Origin of the sequence: Carnobacterium alterfunditum DSM 5972, assembly GCF_000744115.1 — a bacterium.
GTDB lineage: Bacteria > Bacillota > Bacilli > Lactobacillales > Carnobacteriaceae > Carnobacterium_B > Carnobacterium_B alterfunditum.
In genome coordinates this window covers 796,243-815,300 of sequence record NZ_JQLG01000004.1, presented here as the reverse complement: position 1 = coordinate 815,300, position 19,058 = coordinate 796,243, and the positions used below count along the sequence as shown (strand labels likewise).

Annotated in this window: 17 protein-coding genes and 1 pseudogene; 9 read left to right on the top strand and 9 right to left on the bottom strand. The window is 36.7% G+C overall.

Annotated elements, in window-relative coordinates; translation table 11 throughout:
- Positions 1-3: 3 nt before the first annotated feature.
- From BR50_RS04280 to BR50_RS04270, 3 genes are read left to right on the top strand one after another with little or no spacing between them, the layout of a single operon-like run.
- Positions 4-1,074 carry an ABC transporter permease gene (locus BR50_RS04280; RefSeq protein ID WP_034548954.1) on the top strand — a complete coding sequence of 357 codons (1,071 nt, stop codon included), beginning with the start codon at positions 4-6 and terminating at the stop codon, positions 1,072-1,074.
- A 1-nt stretch (position 1,075) separates the two neighbouring features.
- A complete protein-coding gene (locus BR50_RS04275) occupies positions 1,076-2,023 on the top strand; it encodes an ABC transporter permease (RefSeq protein WP_034546594.1) in 948 nt (315 codons plus the stop codon).
- Positions 2,023-3,315 (top strand): NCS2 family permease, encoded by a 1,293-nt coding sequence (locus BR50_RS04270; RefSeq protein ID WP_051905736.1) that lies wholly within the window; start codon positions 2,023-2,025, stop codon positions 3,313-3,315. Before BR50_RS04275 ends, BR50_RS04270 begins: the two co-directional genes overlap by 1 nt.
- 93 nt (positions 3,316-3,408) lie before the next feature.
- Here BR50_RS04270 and BR50_RS04265 read toward each other — a convergent pair whose 3' ends face one another.
- Positions 3,409-3,762, bottom strand: a complete 354-nt coding sequence (locus BR50_RS04265; protein ID WP_245792749.1) for a zinc-ribbon domain-containing protein — start codon at positions 3,760-3,762, stop codon at positions 3,409-3,411.
- Between the two features lie 278 nt (positions 3,763-4,040).
- Between BR50_RS04265 and BR50_RS04260 the strand changes: the two genes are divergently transcribed.
- Both BR50_RS04260 and fghA read left to right on the top strand, forming a co-directional pair.
- Positions 4,041-5,153 carry an S-(hydroxymethyl)glutathione dehydrogenase/class III alcohol dehydrogenase gene (locus BR50_RS04260; RefSeq protein WP_034546590.1) on the top strand — a complete coding sequence of 371 codons (1,113 nt, stop codon included), beginning with the start codon at positions 4,041-4,043 and terminating at the stop codon, positions 5,151-5,153.
- Between the two features lie 35 nt (positions 5,154-5,188).
- On the top strand, positions 5,189-6,037 hold the full coding sequence (fghA, locus tag BR50_RS04255; RefSeq protein WP_034546588.1) for an S-formylglutathione hydrolase: 849 nt from the start codon (positions 5,189-5,191) through the stop codon (positions 6,035-6,037).
- A gap of 216 nt (positions 6,038-6,253) precedes the next feature.
- Here the strand turns inward: fghA and BR50_RS04250 are convergent, their stop codons facing one another.
- The gene (locus tag BR50_RS04250; RefSeq protein ID WP_034546586.1) at positions 6,254-7,600 is read right to left on the bottom strand and encodes an FAD-dependent oxidoreductase; all 1,347 of its coding nucleotides are present in this window, start codon (positions 7,598-7,600) and stop codon (positions 6,254-6,256) included.
- Positions 7,601-7,974: 374 nt separating this feature from the next.
- Between BR50_RS04250 and BR50_RS04245 the strand changes: the two genes are divergently transcribed.
- From BR50_RS04245 to BR50_RS04235, 3 genes and pseudogenes are all read left to right on the top strand, one after another.
- Complete coding sequence (locus tag BR50_RS04245) at positions 7,975-8,505, top strand: GNAT family N-acetyltransferase (protein ID WP_034546585.1); 531 nt, start codon at positions 7,975-7,977, stop codon at positions 8,503-8,505.
- 59 nt (positions 8,506-8,564) lie between these two features.
- A pseudogene (locus tag BR50_RS04240) lies at positions 8,565-9,224 on the top strand (B3/B4 domain-containing protein).
- A 105-nt stretch (positions 9,225-9,329) separates the two neighbouring features.
- Positions 9,330-10,265, top strand: a complete 936-nt coding sequence (locus BR50_RS04235) for a prenyltransferase/squalene oxidase repeat-containing protein (RefSeq protein WP_143298331.1) — start codon at positions 9,330-9,332, stop codon at positions 10,263-10,265.
- A gap of 178 nt (positions 10,266-10,443) precedes the next feature.
- Here BR50_RS04235 and BR50_RS04230 read toward each other — a convergent pair whose 3' ends face one another.
- The 5 genes from BR50_RS04230 to BR50_RS04215 all read right to left on the bottom strand — a co-directional run bounded on the left by BR50_RS04230 (position 10,444) and on the right by BR50_RS04215 (position 14,110).
- Entirely contained in the window at positions 10,444-11,469 is a 1,026-nt protein-coding gene (locus tag BR50_RS04230) for a N(5)-(carboxyethyl)ornithine synthase (RefSeq protein WP_034546582.1), read from the bottom strand.
- Between the two features lie 329 nt (positions 11,470-11,798).
- Positions 11,799-12,512 (bottom strand): nuclease-related domain-containing protein, encoded by a 714-nt coding sequence (locus BR50_RS04225; RefSeq protein ID WP_051905734.1) that lies wholly within the window; start codon positions 12,510-12,512, stop codon positions 11,799-11,801.
- 32 nt (positions 12,513-12,544) lie between these two features.
- A complete protein-coding gene (locus tag BR50_RS12720) occupies positions 12,545-12,718 on the bottom strand; it encodes a hypothetical protein (protein WP_156097498.1) in 174 nt (57 codons plus the stop codon).
- Positions 12,719-12,866: 148 nt separating this feature from the next.
- Positions 12,867-13,391, bottom strand: coding sequence for a DUF308 domain-containing protein (locus BR50_RS04220; protein WP_034546578.1), 525 nt, complete (start codon positions 13,389-13,391; stop codon positions 12,867-12,869).
- Positions 13,392-13,663: 272 nt separating this feature from the next.
- Positions 13,664-14,110 (bottom strand): hypothetical protein, encoded by a 447-nt coding sequence (locus BR50_RS04215; protein WP_034546576.1) that lies wholly within the window; start codon positions 14,108-14,110, stop codon positions 13,664-13,666.
- 504 nt (positions 14,111-14,614) lie between these two features.
- Here BR50_RS04215 and BR50_RS04210 point away from each other — a divergent pair.
- Positions 14,615-16,513, top strand: a complete 1,899-nt coding sequence (locus BR50_RS04210) for an endonuclease MutS2 (protein WP_034546574.1) — start codon at positions 14,615-14,617, stop codon at positions 16,511-16,513.
- Positions 16,514-16,644: 131 nt separating this feature from the next.
- On the opposite strand, the gene BR50_RS04205 is transcribed toward BR50_RS04210, so the two are convergent.
- On the bottom strand, positions 16,645-18,030 hold the full coding sequence (locus tag BR50_RS04205) for a M24 family metallopeptidase (protein ID WP_034546573.1): 1,386 nt from the start codon (positions 18,028-18,030) through the stop codon (positions 16,645-16,647).
- Positions 18,020-18,805, bottom strand: a complete 786-nt coding sequence (locus tag BR50_RS04200) for a DeoR/GlpR family DNA-binding transcription regulator (RefSeq protein WP_034546572.1) — start codon at positions 18,803-18,805, stop codon at positions 18,020-18,022. Before BR50_RS04200 ends, BR50_RS04205 begins: the two co-directional genes overlap by 11 nt.
- Positions 18,806-19,058: the final 253 nt, after the last annotated feature.

Genomic DNA, 19,058 nt, shown 5'->3' with positions numbered 1-19,058 from the left:
ACCATGGAAAAAATTAGACAAGACTTTAAGAATAGCCAAGCAACTATTCCACTGATTGCAGTTTTAATTGCGTTAGTTATTGGAGCAATCGTCATGCTGATTGGTGGATATGACCCAATAGCAGCCTATGAATCATTAGTTTTAAAGATTTTTGGTTCACCTTACGATATAGGTGAAACCGTCCGTGCTATTATTCCACTTATTTTAAGTGGATTTGCAGTTGCGGTTGCCAGTAAAGCTGGTATTTTTAATATTGGGGTTGATGGACAGATTATTATGGGGGCAGTCAGCTCTCTCTTAGTAGGTACATTAATTGATTTACCTCCTGTTATACATGGAATAGTAGCTATAATAGTTGGTGTGATTGCTGGGGGTTTATGGGGGGTCTTGATCGCTAGTCTTAAGACTAAGTTCGGGATCAATGAGGTTATTAGTTCAATCATGTTGAACTATATTGCATTGTATCTGAGTCATATGTTAATCAAAAGTTTTGCAGCACAAGAGGGAACAGCACGCTCATCTCTTATTAAAGAATCAGCTAGTGTCAGTTTTCCTTCATTAAATGATTTGTTCAGCGGTGCACGTATCCACTGGGGTTTCATAATTATCCCATTCGTCATTTTTGGATTTTATTATTTCTTTGAAAAAACGCGGTGGGGCTATGAAACTAAAACAGTTGGGTTAAATCCTGATGCCGCAAATTATTCCGGGATGAAAGTAAATGGGATTTTAATACGGACAATGTTTATTTCTGGCGCATTAGGTGGATTAATTGGAGCCTTGGATACATTAGGCGTTTACGGATATGTCGCGATCGTATCTTCTACAAGTGGCGTAGGATTTGATGGTGTGGCGGTTGCTTTATTAGGAGGCAATTCAACAATAGGGACAACCTTAGCAGGTATCTTGATTGGAGCATTAGATTATGGATCACAAGGAATGCAGTTTGGTGCAGGAGTACCAAGTGAAATTATTGGAATCGTTATTTCACTTATAATCTTCTTCGTTGCAGCTCCTGGAATTGTTAAAGCGTTGTTACCGAAAAAAAAGGCGCTTAAAAGGGAGGTAAAGTAAGATGACAGCCAATATTATAAGTGGAAGTTTGATTTTTGCCGCAGCCTTATTATTTGGTGGCCTAGGCGGTATGTTGAGTGAGAGAGCGGGTGTTATCAATCTAGGAATAGAAGGATTCATGATCTCTGGAGCATTTTTTTCAGCGATAGGTGCTTATTATGCTGAATCAGCTGGCATGGGAGGCTTAAGTCCTTTTATTGGTTTGTTGGCAGCTTTTATATGTACCACAATATTCTCAGGAATGCATGCTTTAGCAACATTAAAATACAAAGCAAACCACGTTATCAGTGGGGTTGTTATTAATTTATTAGCAGCTAACGTTACTTTTTTCTTAGTTAAACTGCTATTCGATGGCTCGGCAGAAACACCTCGTTTGAAAAATATGTTTTTAAAAATTTCTATTCCTTTTCTATCAGATATCCCAATAATCGGTAAAGCACTGTTCAGTTCATATCCTACGACCTATATTGCTTTTGCAGCAGTACTTTTAATCGGATTTATTTTCTTTAAGACTTCTTTAGGCTTGCGACTAAGAGGTGTCGGAGAAAACCCTGGTTCTATCGATACAGCTGGGATCAATGTGATGAAAATCAAATTTTGGGCTGTTATGATGAGTGGTTCGATTGCTTCATTAGGTGGAGCGACGATCGTCTTAACTACAAATGGTAATTTCTCATTTAATACGATCTCAGGACAAGGCTATATTGCAATCGCAGCTGTTATCTTAGGACGATGGAATCCATATGGTGTTTTAGCGGGTGCTTTGCTTTTTGGATTTGCTCAATCAATCAAAGATCAAATTCAAATTTTAGATTTCGCTAGTTCTATCCCAACAGAAGTATTTTACATGTTGCCTTACCTAGTTACTTTATTGGCTCTTATCTTTACTGGTAGAAAAACTCGTGGACCAAAAGCTTTAGGGATCCATTATGATGCGAGTGTGAGATAATGGCAACGGTGCAACAATTTTTTAAAGTAGAAGAAAGAGGGAGTACGTTACAAACAGAAGTAGAAGCTAGTGTTACTTCTTTTGTTTCGATCGTTTACATTGTGGCAGTTAATGCTCTTATACTATCGCAAACAGGAATGAATTATAATTCCGTTATGATTGCAACTATTTTAACAACTGCTTTTAGTAATATCTTAATGGGCTTATATGCGAAGTCACCGTTAATTTTAGCTCCAGGCATGAGCGACAACGCATTTTTCGCTTATATCTTAGTAGGTGGTTTTGCTTTTACCTGGCAAGAAAGCTTGTCGATCGTTTTCATTGTTGGCATTATCTTTTTCTTATTGACCTATTTTAACATCACAGGTCAGCTTTTGCGTGCTATACCAGCTACAATGATTAAGGGAATGAGTGCAGGAGTCGGGTTTTTCTTGATTTTCCTTGGCTTAAAAAACAGTGAAATTATTGTCTCTTCGCCAGACACGATCGTGGCTTTGAATAATATTTTCCAACCGATTCCGTTGACGATGTTAGCTACGTTATTAGTAGGATTGTTTTTGTTTGTTAAAAATGTTAGAGGGAATTTTTTGTTAACGATCGTATTCGGAGTGGTCATTTCTATCTTTTTAGGAGTTACGGATATTAGCTCATTCTCTTATTCTCTGATTGATGCCCGGTCATTAGAACCCTTTATTTTTCAGTTTGATTTTTCTAGTGTCCTTTCTTTCAACTATTGGATCGCAGTCTTTTCGTTACTTATTTTAGTTGTCTTTCAAAATCTAGGAACCCAAATTAGTTTTTTGAATTCTGAAGATCCAACAGTTTTGAAGAAAACATTAGAAGCAAATGGTTTATCTGTTATTATGGCAAGTGTTTTAGGTTGCAGTTCTACTTGTACAAGTGCAGAAGGTGCAACAGGAATAGCTGTAGGTGGAAAAAGTGGATTGACTTCATTTTTAGTTGGGATTTATTTTCTTTTCACCATCTTATTTATTCCTTTTATCGCCCTCATTCCACTAGCCGTTATCTCTGCGTTGCTCGTGATTGTAGGTTCACTGCTAGTGGCAGGCAATTTGAAAGATATCGATTTTACTGATTTCACCGAATATTTCCCGGCAATTCTAATGGTCTTAATGATGGTTTTGACTTTTAATATTGCGGATGGAATCGGATGGGGATTCTCATTCCATACTTTTCTTAAAGTAAGCACTGGAAAACATAAAGCTGTATCTAAAATGATGTATGTTTTAACTGGAGTGTTTATTCTATACTTTGTATTGAAATTCATTTAACTGAAAAGCGCTAATAAAAAAGCAAAACAGCTGAATTCTAGCTGTTTTGCTTTTTTTTACCACGAGATCATCTGACCAGCGTTAAAAAAGGTATTAGGTTTTTTTAACAAATTGGTTCTTACAATGGGGACAAGTGATTTTTATCGTTCCTTTTTTGCGCGGCACGCGTAATTTCCTTTTACAATTAGGACAAGTATAAAATTTATACTGTTTGTGTTGGTAAAATTTATTTCGGATTTGGTTAAATTTTTGTTTCATCCGACGGTTAAGAGTTAAATATTTTTGGTTTTCTATAAATCGTTTTGGACGATTTTTAGATAATGCTCGGAAATAACTGATCGCGATCGCTATCCACCCGATTGATCCAACGAAGGGTATATTCAATAGATTAAATAAAAAGATCAAGGCTAATCCTGCATACAATAAAACAGTTGAAAGTTTATCCATTCCGTATCTTCCAACCATGAATTTTTGAATTTTTAATCGAATATTTCTCATCTTTATTTGTCGCCTCTTCCTTTGTCATTGTAATGTCGGTAAATAGTATACCATTTTCAATAAAAATTTATAGCGACTTTAGTCTGATTTTAATAAGTTAATGAAAAACAAGCAAGTTGTCGCAATAGAAGAGGCATGTTATGATTTATCTATTAAGTGTTTTTTAATAAATCAGTTGAGCAGCAAATAAAGCAAATAAATGAATGAAGACAAAGGAGATCAATAAAATGAAATCACGTGCAGCAGTTGCGTTTGGACCAGGTCAACCTCTTGAAATAGTAGAAATTGATGTAGCAGGACCTAAAAAAGGGGAAGTATTAGTTAAAATTACGGATACAGCTGTTTGTCATACGGATGCTTATACTTTATCCGGTACGGATCCAGAAGGTGTTTTCCCTGCAGTATTAGGACATGAAGGCGGTGGGATCGTAGTTGAAGTCGGAGAAGGAGTAACTTCAGTCCAACCTGGCGATCATGTGATCCCGTTATATACACCTGAATGCGGTAAGTGCGAGTATTGTACGTCGGGCAAAACAAATTTGTGTCAAGCTATTCGTGAAACACAAGGCAAAGGATTAATGCCAGATGGAACGACGCGTTTTTCTTATAAAGGAGAACCCATTTATCATTATATGGGGACAAGCACATTCAGTGAATACACAGTTGTTTCTGAAATTTCCTTAGCAAAAGTGAATCCTGAAGCGCCTTTAGAAAAAGTTTGTTTATTGGGTTGTGGTGTAACAACAGGTATCGGTGCTGTAACTAATGCGGCAAAAGTAACTGAAGGCGACACCATTGCTGTGTTTGGTTTAGGAGCCATCGGGCTAGCCGTTATTCAAGGCGCTGTTCAAGCAAAAGCTGGGCGAATCATTGTTATTGATACGAATCCGGATAAGTTTGAATTAGCTAAAGAAATGGGAGCTACTGATTTCTTGAATCCTAAAGAATACGACCGCCCGATCCAAGAAGTTATTGTTGAACTAACAAACGGCGGTGTTGATTATAGTTTTGAATGTATCGGAAATGTACATGTGATGCGTTCAGCTTTAGAATGCTGTCATAAAGGCTGGGGAGAGAGCGTCATTATCGGAGTAGCTGGAGCTGGCGAAGAAATCAGTACGCGTCCATTTCAACTTGTAACGGGACGCGTATGGCGTGGATCTGCTTTTGGCGGAGTAAAAGGCCGTTCAGAATTACCTGGAATGGTTGAAAAGGCAATGAGTGGCGAGATACAATTGGATCCATTCATTACGCATACCTTGCCTTTTGAAAAAATCAACGAAGCCTTTGATCTATTGCATGAAGGAAAATCGATCCGTACGGTTCTTTCGTACAATTAAATTGCTTCAATCAAATGTATAGGAGGGGGATAATCATGTCAACATTAGAACTTCTTGAAGAGCACATTGTTTTTGACGGGACACAGTATAAATACCGTCATGAGTCACAAACACTAGCTTGTTCAATGACTTTCAGTTTGTTTTTACCAAACAAAGAAAAATTCTCTAATCCACCTTTATTGTGGTGGTTATCAGGCTTAACGTGTACGGATGATAATTTCACGCACAAAGCTGGAGCACAAAAAGCTGCTGCACGTTTAGGCGTAGCTATGATAATGCCAGATACTAGCCCTCGTGGAGAAGATGCATCAGACTCAGAAGATTTTGATTTAGGCCAGGGGGCAGGTTTTTATATCAATGCTACCGAACAACCTTGGGCATCTCATTATAAGATGTATGATTATATCACTAAAGAATTATCAGCTATCGCTCATGGCCGGTTCCAATTGACTGGACCAGAATTTATTTCAGGTCATTCGATGGGAGGACATGGAGCATTGGTAATCGGATTGCGTAATCCAGAACGGTTCCAATCGATATCTGCTTTTGCACCTATTGTTAATCCTAGCCAGGTTCCATGGGGAATAAAAGCTTTTAGCGAGTATCTAGGAAACGATAAAGAAAATTGGCGTGAATGGGATGCTATGGAACTTCTGAAACATGACACGAGTAAAAAAATCCCAGTGTTGATCGATCAAGGAGATGCTGATCCTTTTTATGAAAAGCAGTTGCAGCCAGCTAAACTAGCGGCTGTTGCAGATGCAGAAAATTATCCGTTGACGATTCGGATGCAAAAAGGCCACGATCATAGTTATTATACGATTGCGAGCTTTATTGAAGAGCATTTGGAATTTCATTTAGCTCAATTGGCTACCAACCAATAACTAGAGTCTTCAATTAAACGAATCGCTTAGAAATCGTTCAGTCGGTAATGCCATTAGGTTGGTGTTGCGGGCTGTTTTTTTTATGGGAAGAATGATCCAATCAACTGATTCTGATCCAAGAAAAAACACCCCTTACGAAGGCAACTTAGAAATGTTTCTTATTTCTAATGTTTCCTTTGCAGGGAGTGTTTTATTTAGCGTTTTAACGAAAAAAGATTATAATTTTTCACCATCAAAATTACCTTCTAATGCTTTTTGAGCAAGGACATTTAGGTAGTTCCATGGACGGTTGAACCCTGGTTGGAAGAAGAAATCAGCAAACGCTAATTGCTCTAGTGTCCAGCCTGATGAAATAGCTACAGATAGTGCATTGATTGAAGCGGTAACGTCATAAGTTGATAATAATTGAGCACCGACGATACGATGACTTTCTTTTTCAAAATGGATTTTCATCATGACTTTTTCATCATCGATAAAAGTCGGACGGATATTTTCTACTACAAAGGTGCTATCTACTTCAGCATCGATGGAATCTTGATCAATATCTTTGACTCCTGTAGAAGCTAACTTGTAGTCAAATAATGTTAAACCAGACGTCCCGGATACTTCAGGCATTTTTACTTTTTTCTCTAAAATATTTTTAGCCGCGATCACGCCTTGACGACGAGCATTGGAGGCTAAAGCAATTAGTTTAGACCCGTGATTTGGTGCAAATGGAATTTTTGTAGCATCTCCCATTGCAAAGATATCTTTTTCAGAAGTCTCTAAATAGTCGTCAATAACGACCGTACCGTCTGGATTCAAATCAACGATTCCTTGAAGCCATTTCGTATTCGGACGGACTCCAACAGCCATTATAACGGTATCTGCTTCATATTCGCCTTTATCGGTAACCACTTTAGTAACGGTCCCATTTTTTCCAACGACTTCTTTGACCATTTCGCCCGTGCGAACAGTAAGTTCATGTTGTAGCATGTTCTCATTTAAAGAATCAATAAATTCTTTATCAAGATAGGTATTTAATACGCGATCTAAGGAATCAATAACCGTAGTCTCAATACCAAATTTTGCAAATGCTTCAGCTACTTCGATTCCAATGTAACCTCCACCAACAACAACGGCTTTCTTCGATTGGTCCATACGTGCTTTCACTTTTTCAGCCCAATTACGGCCACGTACATAATAAATATTATCTAAGTCAGCACCAGGAATAGGAATTTCAATAGGCACTGCACCTGGAGAAAGAATCAATTTATCATAGCTTTCTTGAGTTTCGCCATCAGTTGTTTTTACAGTAATGGTTTTAGCTTTTGGATCGATTCCAACAACATCACTATTCATATGGACGTTTATGTTTTGTTTGATATATGAATCTTCAGTTGCATAATGCAAGCTGTCTAAAGAATCAGCCAATCCTTCTAAGTAACTTTGAATTCCACAAGATAAGAATGATGCTGTGTCACCACGTTCATATAAATGCAATTCGGCATCTGGCTGCTCTTTCAATAATGTTTGGATAGCTTCATAACCAGCATGCGATGTTCCGACAACAATAATTTTCAATAAAATGGCCCCCAATAATATTTTTTAGTACAAATGCACCTTACCACTTAACTCTAGCTTTATGAAATAATCTGCTTTAAGTGAAACTTAGAAAATGTTATCGCTTTATAGGTTCTTCTTTGTAGGGAGTTCAGAAAGCATGGCAGCCCTTATGGCTGATCAAATAATTGATATAAAAAAAAGAAGGTATATCTGTTATAATTGATGAAAGCACTTACTCTAATATGACTTTAATTTTTTTTGGAAAGGTAAGCTAAAGCAAGTTCTATCCGACTAGAAAGAGTGAAAAAACGGCTGCTGTAGACTGAAATTCAGTAAATAAAAGCCGTAAAAAAATAATCAACTAGAATCAACTAGTATGAGGAGAATAAAACATGGCTATTGAAATTAAAAAATGTACCCTGGAAAATTTATCTGCGCTACAAAAAATGAGTACTGAGACTTTTCGTGATACATTCAAAGATCATAATACAGCAGAAGATTTGCAAAACTATTTAGAAAGAGCTTATAACACTGAGCAATTAAGAACAGAGCTGCTGAATACAGATTCAGCATTTTATTTTAGCTATTACAACAATGAATTAGCTGGGTACTTAAAAATAAATATCAATGAAGCGCAAACTGAAACAAATGGTACCGAATTTTTAGAAGTGGAAAAAATTTATATACAAACCGATTTTAAAGGGAAAGCGATAGGAACAGCATTAATCCAAAAAACAACCGAGCTAGCTAGTAAGTACCAAAAAAGCAAGATATGGCTAGGAGTTTGGGAACAAAACTTCGCTGCTATCGCTTTTTATGAAAGATTGGGATTCGTTCAAACTGGCAATCATACGTTTTTTATGGGCGATAAAGAGCAAACTGACTTTATCATGACTAAAGAGGTGAAAAAGATAAAGGAGTGAAACTTATGAAACGTTTTATTGTTGGAACCGAATTTTGAGATGTTTTTCCGGAAGCTAAAATTGCGGTATTGGTTATAAAGGGGATCAACAATCATAAACTTCCAGAAGAGGAAGAGCACTTTTTAAATTTATTGAACGCTGGAAAACAAGAGGCAAAAAAATTTTAAAGGAAGATACATGTAGTCAAAATAAAGTTATTCAAGAGTGGCGCGAAGCTTTTAGCCAATTTAAAACAAAAAAGGGGGGCCTGCTCTTCGATTGAAGCTTTATTGAAACGCGTTGATCAAGATAGAGAATTTTATCCAATCAATCCACTTGTTGATAGTTATAATAGTGTTTCTTTAAAATATGGTGTCCCTTGTGGAGGTGAAGATCTCCAAATGATCGCTGGAGATCTGCAACTTGGCAAAGCTAAAGGTGGCGAAAGTTTTTTGCCACTGGGAGCTGAAAAGGATGCACCTGCACTACCTGAAGAAATCATTTATCAAGATGATGACGGTGCTATTTGCAGAAGTTTGAATTGGCGTGAGGCGCAGCGTACTATGTTGACTGAAAATACCGAGGATGCTGTGCTAGTCATTGAGTCTGTCACTCCAGAACAACATCAGCGTGTTAATGAGGCTATTGAAGAATTAAAGGATTTGGTCGACACATATTTTCAAACAAAGAGCAGTATGAAACTATTGACTCGAACCGATCCGGCTTTTGATTTGGAATAAGAAACGTTAATTGCAGAACTAACTTCCAAAATATATCTAGCAATATGAGCTATAGATCATAAGAATGGCGGAGTACTTGTTAAGAGTGGAGGGATAGAAATGAAAGTGATTGATTGGCTGTTAGAAGGAGACGTTGTCATCCAACATTTGACTACAAATTATTTGTTAGAGAAACCATTTGATCATCACAATGAAGGTTTTATTGCGGACTATTTGGCATTTTACAATGAGGAAGATCAGATGTGGGGCAGCAATACTTATTCCAATAAATGGATTTCTAGCACCTACACATTACTTGAGTTGAAGTACATGGAGATGAGTTACGACCACCCTGCTTACCAAAATGCGACTAAGAAAGTACTAAACGATCAGTGGAGGAACCATGGGCATGTAAAAAACGGTCGGTATTTGGATATGTGTGTTGTAGGAATGATTTTGAGTCTTGTGGCTTATGGGAGGATCCAAGACCCTAAAGTTGAAGAAATTATCGATCACATCCTTGAGCATCAACAAACCGATGGCGGATGGAATTGCCGATGGGATGCACCTGGGAATGGGCGTTCCGTTGTGAGTTCATTCCATACCACGATGTCGGTGTTGGAAGGAGTAGCGGACTACGAACAATTTGGCTATACCTATCGTTTAGATGAGGTCAAACGCAGGATCGTACCAGCACAAGCATATTTACTGAAAAGACACTTATTCAGATCCCTTAGAACCGGCAATGTCGTCAAATCAGAATTTAAGACGTTTCATTACCCGCCACGTTGGAAATATGATTGCTTCCGAGCGTTAGAATATTTTGTGAAAGTGGATCATGTTTACGACGAACGGATGGAAGAAGCATTAGAATTAGTGAAAAAAGCGTTTAAGAAGGGCTATGTCGGAAAAGGCACCACCTACCCAGGTAAGATCTATTTTCCACTCGAAGAGTCTGGAAAAGGGAGATTTAATACTTTTAGAGGGCTGCGCATCCTAAAGAAATATGACCATGCAACTTGGCTTGCGGCAATCAAGGAGCAGGGCATCAATTACGATTAGGGTTATTTGGATTAGCTGAAAAATAAGTTCCGTATAATCAGCTAGTGTTACGAAATAAAAAATGAGCGGATATAAATTCGGCAATAGCCTAAATTTATACCCACTCATTATTAGTCGTTTAACTTAAAAGTCTGATTTTAAAAAAGTGAATAGAGTCCAGAAACTTTTTATTTTTTAATTAAATCATTGAAGTAGGATCTGGTCTGTCAGATTCAATCAATAAATCTGATACAGACCTATTTTGAAATTGAGTGATGCGTTTATCCATAATGTGACCTTGCTCAATGATCAGAGCATTCTTCAAAATAACATTAGGACGGCTTTCAATCAAATCATCGATGTATTTAACGGTCTCGGTTGAAATAGCACTTGAAGCAGAGCGATAAAAAATAGTCGGAGTATGATCAACTGCATAGTGGATAACGCTGTCTATTTCATAAATCGGATCATCTAGAGAAGTCGGAACAGTGGTCTCGATAGCGCCATGTTCATCACAACTGACATCAATGAACATTGTACCTGGTTTGAATCGCTTTAGATCATTTTGATGAATAAGATGATCTTCACGAGATGTATCCCATAAGATCGCATTGACGATCACATCAAATTCGGTCATTTCTTTTTGGAATAATTTTTCTTGACTGCGGTTATAAACGTGAACGTCAGCGCCTAATCCAATCAAAATACGTTGTGCTCCGCGCGCTGTATTGCCGCGTCCTAAGATAGCAACTTTTGTATCATAAGGCATGATACCGTTCAATTGATAGGCATGCATGACGGCCGCTTCGCCGGCTAGTTCATTATTGCGCCAGTAACAATGGCGGTTATCTTCATACATATCTTCCCAAGCGTAGGCAGAGAGCTCATTAGCTAATAATGTATTGGTCACTTTTTCGCTCCGAACAGCATGGACCCAGCCAAATAGTGTTTGGCCTGGATGCAAGCCTTCTAAAAAGGAAGCGTCTCCAATTTTGGGATCACATATGATATCTTGTGCCAAAGCTATCTCCCTTGGAACTACATGACAGCCTAAAGCAGCGTATTCAGTATCTGAAATATTTAGAACGCTTCCATAGCCCTCTTCAAAAAATAAGGATTCTCGATGTTGTATTTGTGTAATATCTTTAGGCAGTAAAGCAATCCGCTTCTCTCCGAGTTTGTGACTGTTGACAAATCCGATAGTTTTCAATTGTTTGTGCAGCATATTCCTAACCTCCCATTTATTTATGTACAAAATAGCATGAAACGTAGCTTCATTATCTCACTAAAAGCTATTTGTTACAAATTATAGTGAAATAAGTAGAGGATAATGAAAGGAGTATTTTATTTTATTGTATATTATAGAAGAAATAAAGACTTTTTCGGCAATTTCACATCGAAAGAAAGGGTTATTAGTCAATCAAAAGTGTGACATGAAGCTCGTTTGATCAATAAAGTGATTTTATTAGTCAAATACAAACGCTAGTGGATGTTCATTTGATCAATAAAGCTATTCTATTAGTCAAATGAACATCCGAGTCACCCGCCGTTTGATTAATCACGAGGAATTTGCTCGTAATAAGTTGATCTGTAGCTGCCATGAGAAATATAATTGCGTCTCAGAACTCTTTGGACACGTTGTTCATCATACGCTTTGCCGCACCAGTCGTAGATGAGATGTTTTGTAATAGAAACTTCAGGAAATAGCAGCTGGAAATTTTCTGTCGATCGCTTGATGGCTTCTGAAATGGTTTCTTTGTAACCACAACAAGTACAAATACGGGTTTTTCGTGTGTTTATATGGTCAAATGAAAAACAATTTGGACAGGTAATTCCTTTCTTAAGACTGCTATAATTGTATTCCGGCAAATCTATTGGACGATAGTCGGTGATATGTAATTGACCCAACTGGTTGGCGAGCCGTTTATCAGATTTCTTTATAGCGGAATGCCTCTTTTCCATCGAATCAAATTCTCGGGTCAACTGATTTGCAAAAAGAAAAGGCTTATCTCGAGGTAAATCGTACAAATAGAAATCTGGTTCAATAAAGATAACTTGTGCTTTTACCACTTTTTTGCTGCCTAATTTGCGCACTAAGTTATGTAGAAAGGGTTGGGTTTTATGGATTTGAGTCAAGGGATCAGCAATGACGAAATCCAATCGACCTTGGAGAGCGTCATTTTTGTAATCATAACTCCCAGAATAGTTCTTGATTTCATACAAATAAATGACATCGCTTGTCAAAATAAGCGAATCAATTTGGATCATGTTGCCACTTTCTTTAAGCCTTAAGTCATTTATTATAGGCATTCAAATTGCAGGTTTTCCAAATAGGCATCAAACAGTACTTCTCCTTGATAGCCTTTTAATTGGTTGGCGTAATCTTTTTTCTCCGAAGCACTGAGGACAGTCCGGACGTTCAATGATTCCAAAATTTGCAGTACTAACGGTTGGCTGCGTTTTTTTATAATCATGTGAAAACTCCTTTAGCAAACTAACTAGTACTATTAACATGCGCAAATAAACTGAATTTCACGAAAAAAGTTTTTGATCAAAAAAAGAACTCAGTTTTCAGTAACATCAAGAAGTCTTGACGTTACTGAAAACTGAGTTCTAGAAATATTATACATCGAATAAATCGGGTATGATGAAGTACATAACAATATGGTTGATACCAGTAAAAATTAATTGGAAGGAAACGGTCCAATAGAAAATGGCTACTGCTAATTGCGGGTCGAGTAAGGATTGGAAACCAAACCAAATCACTAAAATGTTTAAAAAGATAGCCAACCATTTCACGTTATGATTTGATTTGAAAACAGCAATCGTATTTACAACGGCTAAAACAATCATCATGATAACGACAAAGGAGATCATTAAAGCTGCACCTCTTGCAGGGTTTCTTAAAAAGAAGACTATACCAAATCCGCTAAATAAAATCCCTTCCACTATACGCAACAATTTGTATTTGAGTCCTTGTGTTAAAACTATCCCATCAATGATAATGACAATTCCGATAAGAGTAAGGGCAATCCCGATAAGCATTAGAAATAAAGAACCTTGGCGGATAGGATTTGATATAAACAATAGTCCTAAAATAAACAAAAGAATACCTTGAGTCAAAAATTTCAACCGTTCTTTTCTCATGTGTACTCCTCCAGTCTGTCTATACAGCGAGTTTATAATCGTAACTAAAAAAAGTCAATTGATTCGATTGGGATTTACAGTGTACATAACGAGGTAGAATATTGTTGAATGAATGAGCTTTTGAGTCCTTTATTGAGTTAGTTAAAATTGACCCTAAAGCTAAAGCTGAATGGAAAGTTCAAACATTTAAGAGCGTCGTAAATAAGCAAAAAGGGTACAACTACTTTTCCTAAATGAGAAAGTAGTTGTACCCGTAGTTTTACGTACAAAATTTAGCTTAAATTTGCGTAAGATGCACTGATCCATAAATCGAATTTTTCTTGTTCTTCGTATTGCATCACATCATACATTTCAGGACTCACAATTTGGAATTGTTTCTTGAAAACAGCTAGATCTAATTCTTCCATTTGAGTGTCTCTTTTAACACGTTTGAAAACTTTAGCAAAGTCTTTACTGCTGTACCCGATATCTTTTCTTTTAGCCACTAGCGGCAAACCTTTTTTAGTGACGCCCATTGCTTGAGCAGCATTAAAAGCAGCTTCTTTAACAGCAAAAACACGGTCACTTGATGCAAGTTTCGTTAAAATATATCTTGATTTTTGACAATCGTAGTTCGCTAATTCATTAACGGCTGCTAGTCTTGTTTCCCAATTGTCTTTTGTGTTTGCTTTAATTTTTAATTCTTCTATATTAGCTGGTTCTGCTTGAATAATTCCCATAATTACACGGCCTCTTTCTGTTTCTGGTCTTATAGTTAATACTATAACGTTCAATTTACTTTTACAAGGTTATTTCGATTAAATAAAGGATTTCTTCTTCACTCTAGTTATTAAATCATTAAAATTCACATCAGAAAAACCTTTTTAAACATATCATTGATATTTTCGGCAATTTCTTTTGAGATTAGTTCAACTTACGGAGAATTATGATTCATCAGATTACTTTGGTTGACAAATACAATATATCTTGCTATATTTCCAGTGAGAATAAATAAAACCTAGATGAATGGGGATTTTTTTGTGAGTGTAGCAGGTATCTAATCAATAAGTTGAATAGCCAGTAAACTGAAAGTTTATTTGGCATGCTTATAAGTGATACCTGTCGATAAATAGAATTTTTATATTCTAAAGACGATAGTATGACGACTATTGTCTTTTTTTGTACTCTCTAGGTTTAATTATTTATTTTAAGACGGGTATCTCTTCAACGAAAGGGAGAGAGCTATGAATAAAGAAACACTTAATAAATTGCAGTTTAATAACGTTCAAGAAGAAGTACAAGCTAAAGCAATTGGAAACTATAGTAAAATTCGGATTGGAGAACTTTCACCACAAACGAATTTAGCAACCGTAAAAGTTTGGCAGCAAGAAACACAAGAAGCACGTTTGATTTTAGATAGCAATCAGCATGTGCCTTTCATGGGATTGAGTAGGATTGATTCCTTGATGGCACAAGTTCAAAAGGGTATGGTTTTAGCCCCTGATGACTTGATTGAATATGCAGATTTTCTTAGAAGCAGTCGCATGATTGATAAATTTTTTGGGAAAAATCAATATCAAACGCCACTTCTTTATCAGTATAGTAAGAGTCTGCCAAGCTTGTTAGAGATTGAGGAAGAAATTTATCAAAAAATTCAACATCAAAAAGTCAGTGATGTGGCATCAAGCAACTTAAGAAAAGTCCGTAAACAAATTCGTGAAAATGAAAAAGAAATCCAAGATAAGCTGACGAGATTTTTAAAAAATTCTAGCAATAAAGAGATGATCCAAGACGGAATAATCGTTCAAAAAGATGGACATTATACCGTTCCAATCAAAATAAGCTACAAGAATAAAGTAGCTGGAAATATAATTGAACAATCTAATAAAGGGACAACGGTCTTTGTTGAGCCTGCAGCTGTAGCAAAATTAAATGAGCAATTGATTATGCTGAAGGCTGAAGAGGTTGCACAAGAGTATCAAATTTTAGCTGAATTAACAGGTTACTTGGCTGAGAAAGAAACCATTATTGAGTTTATCATGGAAACGATCACTGCTTTTGATATTATTTTTGCCCGAGCAAAATATAGTCGAGAAATCAACGGTATTACTCCAAAGGTAAATAAAAATGAAGTGATCCATATCAAGAAAGGTATTCATCCATTTCTACCTAAAGGTGCTGTACCGTTAGATTTTACCTTAGGAGAAGGGCATCGAGGGTTAGTAATTACAGGTGCGAATGCTGGTGGAAAGACTGTTGTATTAAAAACAGTTGGTTTGTTGACGTTGATGACGATGTTTGGAATTCAAATCCCTGTTCAAGAAGGGACCGATATTGCAGTTTTTGATGAAGTGTTTGTGGATATTGGTGATCAACAAAGTATGGAAAATGCCCTAAGTACCTTTTCTGGACACATGGATAGCATTGCTTCTATTTTGAATAAAGTGAAACGGCACTCATTGGTCCTGTTAGATGAGATCGGTAGTGGGACGGAGCCAAATGAAGGTGCCGCTTTAGCTATCGCGATTATGGAAGCACTGTATGCTAAGGGAGCCTTAGTCGTTACTACAACTCATTATGGGGAAATTAAGCGGTTTGCTGAAGAACATGAAGATTTTATTCCTGCAGCAATGGAATTCGATCGAGAGTCTTTGACGCCTAAGTTCATTTTACATTTAGGTGAAAGTGGCGACAGCCAAGCACTTTGGATTGCCAAAAAAGTTAATATGGCATCCAATTTGATCAAACAAGCGCAAAAATATATTGATACTAAAGATTATCAAACTCAGAAAAAAGAATTTTCAAAAAATGAAATAAAATCTGAAATGATTAAAGAAAAAATCCCTACTTTCGGGAAGAGGGACCGCATCCTTCTTACAGAAAGCCAGCGGAAAGGGTTAATATATGAAGACAGTGGTTCAGATAACGTTGTTGTTTATATCGATAGGGATGTTGTAGAAGTACCGAGACAAAGAATCCAGTTATTGACTATGGCTGAAGAATTGTATCCAGAAGGTTATGATTTAGATAGCCTCTTTACAGATTTTCTTACGAGAAAGGTACGGAAAGACTTAGATCGTGGTTCTAAAAAAGCTCAAAAAATTTTAGATAAAGAGATGAAAAAGAGAAGAGAAAACAGTTAGTTGCATGCTTACGATTTTGGATCCTTTCCATTTAGTGGAAAGGATCTTTTTATTGTTGATCGTTCTATATAAAAAAGAAACGAATGCTTTCTACAACTATTTTGTAGAAAGCATTCGTTTCTTTTTTAACATTATACTTCTTTTGTGCAGGCTAGAGTTTTATTTAAGAAAAATGGGGTATAAAAGGCAACTGTGTCACTTAAAGGCAGAATATCATCGGAAAGTTGGATGCCAATAACCTCTTTGATGTAGGTTCTTCTAGTCTCGATACGTTCCCAAACATCAGGGTACTGTTGGCTGAGTTCAGTTCTTAACGATTTGTCAGCAAGTGCAATTGGCTCTTCACAACTTGCACCCGTGTAGCCAGGAACGCTTGGGATCATATCGATCTGCAGCAATTGTCCACTCTTAATAACGGCTTCTGACCCTTTATAAAATGGGGAAGACAGCCATTCTTCGTCTGCAGTATAGTGTCCAGGATTTAAGCTCCAACCATAGATTTCAGAAGGAAAGACTTCTTGGATTTTTGTATAAAATTCGTCTCCAGAAATTCCAATAGCAATGGTTTCTAACCAAGTTGCGTAGGCTTTGAAGTAAGGTTTACCGACTTTTACCAAATAATCTTTTTGATTTTCTGGTAATTGTGCACCTGAAGAGATCACAAAACCAGCTCTGCTGCTCAAACCGCCTTTGTAGCCTACCGTCAGAGCATAATTATCTGTTAAAGAAATAGTTTTATCTCTAGGGTAAATAATGGCATTCGTAAAACGTTGTCCGGTTGCACTGATCGTTGTGACGGAGTTTGGTTGTCCGTGTTGCGCTAACAAAGATCCAATTTCTTTTTCGCTTTTTCCAACAGAGATTTCTTGGATCGCACGAAACATCGCGATCCCTGCTAGAGAAGCACCGTATTCGTAGTGGGCAATCTCATTTGCGTTATAAGTTGTACGCAATCCGGCTTTTGGAGAAAGCAAAGAAAAAGTGAAGTTTTGTAATTGATTTCTATTCGTAACATAATTCATTAGACTATCAATGATATAAAATGGCAAATCGAAGAGGTCACTATTGTTGTACTGATTTGATGTGAAAAGTTTCCAACCGATGATACCGATTTTCGCATCAGGAGTGATATGGCTTTCTTTAAAGTAATGGTCTAATGTTTTTTCACCGGCCATAGGCTGATTTGGAAGAGAAAAGAAAGGAACGTGAACCGGGTTCGCTTTGATCCTAGAATGCGCAGCCATTTTCACATTTTCATTTCCCAGTAATAAATGACTCTCACCATTTGCATGGATCACTAAACAAGCTTCTTCAAACCGCGGGATAAAGCCGGTAAAATATTCAAAGTTAGCACCATGTTCACGATCGGCATAAATAATAGCCGTATCGATAGAATGATGGTGCATTTGTGTTAAGAAATGTTCTTTTCTGGAGTTCATAGTCTCATCAGTCAATAGAACAGATTTTGGGTCATTGTGGATCGTAGGCAAGGCTACTGTGGATAAATTAATTTTCATTTTTCGTTTCCTCTTTTCTAACGGATTTTATATTGGCAAAGGTACTTATTTCTTTAAAGATTGCTTGATCACTTGGCAAATCAGTGACGATCATATCAAATTCACTGACCGTACCAACTTTATGCAGATAAGATAAACCGAATTTTTTATGGTCAGCGACAAGAATCGTTTTTTTTGATTGTTTTAGGATCGCTTTTTTGGTGAATGCATCTTCTTCATTTGTAAGGGAAACGCCTGAGTCGAGACGAATACCTTCAGCTCCCATAAAGGTAATGTCAAAATTGAAATTTTGAATAAACTCAGTAGTTTCTAAACCTAAAAAGCCTTTCGAAAGATCTCTATATTTTCCAGGCACACTGTGTAGCTGAATAGCTTCGTATTTAGCTAAAGCATTCATAACCAATAAGGAGTTCGTGTAGAATTGACAGTTTTCGATAGTGAAAATTTCTTTTGCAACAGCCAGTGTTGTAGTACCAGTCTCAATAAAAACAGAGCTGCCTGGTTTAACTAAAGTTCTACAAAACTTAGCGATGGCTTTTTTCTCTTGGACACTGACTTCTTCTTTAATGGATATAGGATTCTCAAGAATATCTGCACCTCGGTAAATGGCTCCTCCATGTACTAATTGGATGTCCTCCTTTGCCGCTAATTCTTTTAGATCTCGATTGATCGTCATCATGGATACCAATAATTTATCAGCTAATTCCTTTGAACTGATTTCTCCATGTACCTTTAATAAATTGCTAATAAATTCTTGTCTTTTCGTTTGGTTCAACCATACTACCTCCATTTTCAGAAAAAAATCTTTTTCTCTAACTTGATTATAACATTAAGTAAAATCAAACTGACGAAAAATAACGTTATTTAAAAATTTTGTTACATTTTGTTAATTTTAGCGAAAAAAACGATAGAAATAGACTAATAAAATAAAAACACTTTACAAAATATACCCCATAAGGTATATTGAATACGTAGCAGGGTATATGAAATAGATAAAGTACCAAAAGATGGTCATAAAAAGAGTACTA

Excerpts from the sequence above, each read along its gene's own strand:
- BR50_RS04280 (WP_034548954.1), top strand. The coding sequence starts at position 4 with ATGGAAAAAATTAGACAAGACTTTAAGAATAGCCAAGCAACTATTCCA.
- BR50_RS04275 (WP_034546594.1), top strand. The coding sequence starts at position 1,076 with ATGACAGCCAATATTATAAGTGGAAGTTTGATTTTTGCCGCAGCCTTA.
- BR50_RS04270 (WP_051905736.1), top strand. The coding sequence starts at position 2,023 with ATGGCAACGGTGCAACAATTTTTTAAAGTAGAAGAAAGAGGGAGTACG.
- BR50_RS04265 (WP_245792749.1), bottom strand. The coding sequence starts at position 3,762 with ATGGATAAACTTTCAACTGTTTTATTGTATGCAGGATTAGCCTTGATC.
- BR50_RS04260 (WP_034546590.1), top strand. The coding sequence starts at position 4,041 with ATGAAATCACGTGCAGCAGTTGCGTTTGGACCAGGTCAACCTCTTGAA.
- fghA (WP_034546588.1), top strand. The coding sequence starts at position 5,189 with ATGTCAACATTAGAACTTCTTGAAGAGCACATTGTTTTTGACGGGACA.
- BR50_RS04245 (WP_034546585.1), top strand. The coding sequence starts at position 7,975 with ATGGCTATTGAAATTAAAAAATGTACCCTGGAAAATTTATCTGCGCTA.
- BR50_RS04230 (WP_034546582.1), bottom strand. The coding sequence starts at position 11,469 with ATGCTGCACAAACAATTGAAAACTATCGGATTTGTCAACAGTCACAAA.
- BR50_RS04225 (WP_051905734.1), bottom strand. The coding sequence starts at position 12,512 with ATGATCCAAATTGATTCGCTTATTTTGACAAGCGATGTCATTTATTTG.
- BR50_RS12720 (WP_156097498.1), bottom strand. The coding sequence starts at position 12,718 with ATGATTATAAAAAAACGCAGCCAACCGTTAGTACTGCAAATTTTGGAA.
- BR50_RS04220 (WP_034546578.1), bottom strand. The coding sequence starts at position 13,391 with ATGAGAAAAGAACGGTTGAAATTTTTGACTCAAGGTATTCTTTTGTTT.
- BR50_RS04215 (WP_034546576.1), bottom strand. The coding sequence starts at position 14,110 with ATGGGAATTATTCAAGCAGAACCAGCTAATATAGAAGAATTAAAAATT.
- BR50_RS04210 (WP_034546574.1), top strand. The coding sequence starts at position 14,615 with ATGAATAAAGAAACACTTAATAAATTGCAGTTTAATAACGTTCAAGAA.
- BR50_RS04205 (WP_034546573.1), bottom strand. The coding sequence starts at position 18,030 with ATGAAAATTAATTTATCCACAGTAGCCTTGCCTACGATCCACAATGAC.